The organism is Nostocoides australiense Ben110 (assembly GCF_001050535.1).
Lineage (GTDB): Bacteria > Actinomycetota > Actinomycetes > Actinomycetales > Dermatophilaceae > Nostocoides_A > Nostocoides_A australiense.
In genome coordinates this window covers 3,211,291-3,213,735 of record NZ_HG764815.1, presented here as the reverse complement: position 1 = coordinate 3,213,735, position 2,445 = coordinate 3,211,291, and the positions used below count along the sequence as shown (strand labels likewise).

Genomic DNA, 2,445 nt, shown 5'->3' with positions numbered 1-2,445 from the left:
GCGTGCGCCGCACTCGTGGCGGCGTGCGAGCGGTTGCCCGACGAGCCGGTGTATGCCGAGACCCGCCTGTGGGCCGGCCAGGTGGCGGCGAGCGCGCACAGTCTCGGCGCGGACACCGCCTTGGACCCCAGCAGCCGGGAGAAGCTCGCCGGCCGCCTTCGCGCCGTGGCTGCGGCGTCGCGGCAACTCTTCGACGAGATGGACTTCGGATTCCTGCGCGACGACCGGCGCGGCCTGCTCTCCGTCGGCTTCCACATCCCCACCGGGCGGCTGGACGAGTCGTGCTACGACCTGCTGGCCTCCGAGGCCCGGCTGGCGAGCTATGTCGCGGTCATCAAACGCGATGTCCGCACCCGGCACTGGTTCCTCCTCGGGCGGCCGGTCGCCGCGGTCGGGGGTGGTGCTGCCCTGCAGTCGTGGTCGGGCTCGATGTTCGAGTACCTCATGCCGCCGCTGCTGCTGCGTTCGCCCTATCAGGGACTGCTGGCCAAGACCAACCGGCTGGTGGTGCGCCGACAGATGGAGTACACCTCCGAGTCGGGGATCCCGTGGGGAATCTCCGAGGCCGCCTACAACGCGCGCGATGTCGCCTATACCTATCAGTACTCCCCCTTCGGCGTCCCCGGTCTCGGCATCATGCGCGGCCTCGCCGACAACCTCGTCATCGCGCCCTACGCGACGGCCCTAGCGGCGATGATCGATCCCGGTGCCGCGCTGACGAACTTCGGACGGTTGGACGGCGTGGGGGCGCTGGGCCGGTTCGGGTTCTACGAGTCGGTGGACTACACGCCGGCGCGGCTACCCGAGGGCGCCGGCCACGCGGTCGTGCGCTGCCACATGGCCCACCACCAGGCGATGTCGATCCTGGCGATCCACAACGTCGTGCAGCAGGGTGCGCTGCGGGACTATTTCCACGCCGAGCCGCTGGTGCGCTCCGGTGACCTGCTCCTGCAGGAGCAGGCGCCGACCGATGTCCCGGTCACCCACCACCGGCGCGAGACCGGCCAGGCACGCGTGCTGCGGGCCCTGACTGCCCCGGAGGAACGCGTCTTCACCGGCCCGGCGGCATACGAACCCGCGGTCCACCACATGTCCAACGGGAGCCTGAGCCTGACCCTGACCCCCGCCGGGGGCGGGCACCTGCGCTGGCAAGGCGTGGCCCTGACCCGCTGGCACCCCGACCCGACGTCGGAGGAAGCCGGCTCGCACGTCTTCCTGCGCGACGAGGCCGAGGGCGACTACTGGTCGGCGACGCCGCTGCCGATCCTGGCCGGTGCCCACAGCGTCGAGGTCCGGATGGCCGACGACAAGGTCACTTTCACCCGCAACCATCACCGCTTCACGACCCGGCTGACCTACCACCTCTCCCCGGAGGCCGACGCCGCGGTGCGGCACCTGACGATCCACAACCGGCAGCGGAAGGAACGCCGCCTAACCCTGCTGACCTACGCCGAGCCCGTCCTCGCCCCGGCCCGCGACGACGATGCGCACCCGGCGTTCGCCAAGCTGTTCGTCGCGACCGAATTCCTGCCCGAACGGGGCGCGGTCATCGCCCACCGGCGGCGGCGCAACCCGTCCGAGCCGGAGGTGTGGTTCGGGGAGATGATCCGTGTCGAGGGGCAGGCCGCGATCGGCGCGCTGAGCGTCGAGACCGATCGCGCCACCTTCCTCGGCCGCGGCCGCACCATCCGGGAGGCCGGCCAACTGCACCGGGGCGGCGCCGCCAGTGGCCGGACCGGGCACGTGATCGATCCCGTCCTCTCCCTCCAGCAGCGCGTCCGCATACCCGGCGACGGCGAGGCCCAGGTCACGATCTGGAGCTTCGCCGCATCCACCCGGGAGGACCTGCTGGCCCTCATGGACCGGCATTCGGCCCCGACCGCCGTCCCCCGGCTCGCCATGCTGGCGTGGACCCAGAGCCAGGTCGAGTTGCGGCACCTGGGCATCAGCACCCGCGAGGCCGGGGTGTTCCAGACTCTCGCCGGGCGCATCACCTACCCGATCGCCGGCCTCCGTCCCAGCCCGGCCGACCTCGCCCGCGACGCCGCCCCGCAGTCCGCCCTCTGGCCGCTCGGGGTGTCCGGAGACCTGCCGATCGTCGTCCTGCGCATCCCGGACACCAGCCACGTCCCGGTGGTGCAGCAACTCATCCGCGCCTTCGAATACTGGCGGTTGCGCCGCTTCGCCGTCGACGTGGTCCTGCTCAACCTGGAGCCGACCTCCTACGCCCAGGATCTGCACCTGGCCCTGGAGAGCCTGGCCGGCTCGATCCGGGCCCGCACCGGATCGGCCGACTCCACCGGGCGGATCTTCGTGGTGCGCGGCGACCAGACCGATCCGGCCACGCTGAACGCCCTGCTGGCGAGCGCGGCCGTCGTGCTGGACGCCGGCGTGGGTGACGTGGAGGATCAGCTGCCCCGCGCCGCGGCGCCGGCGCTGGGTCCG

At 72.1% G+C, this 2,445-nt stretch carries 1 protein-coding gene; it reads left to right on the top strand.

Features of this window, described 5'->3' with window-relative positions; all coding sequences use genetic code 11:
* Positions 1-2,445, top strand: a 2,445-nt coding sequence (locus BN11_RS15575) for a glucoamylase family protein (protein ID WP_048699206.1), incomplete at both ends; no start/stop codon positions are given.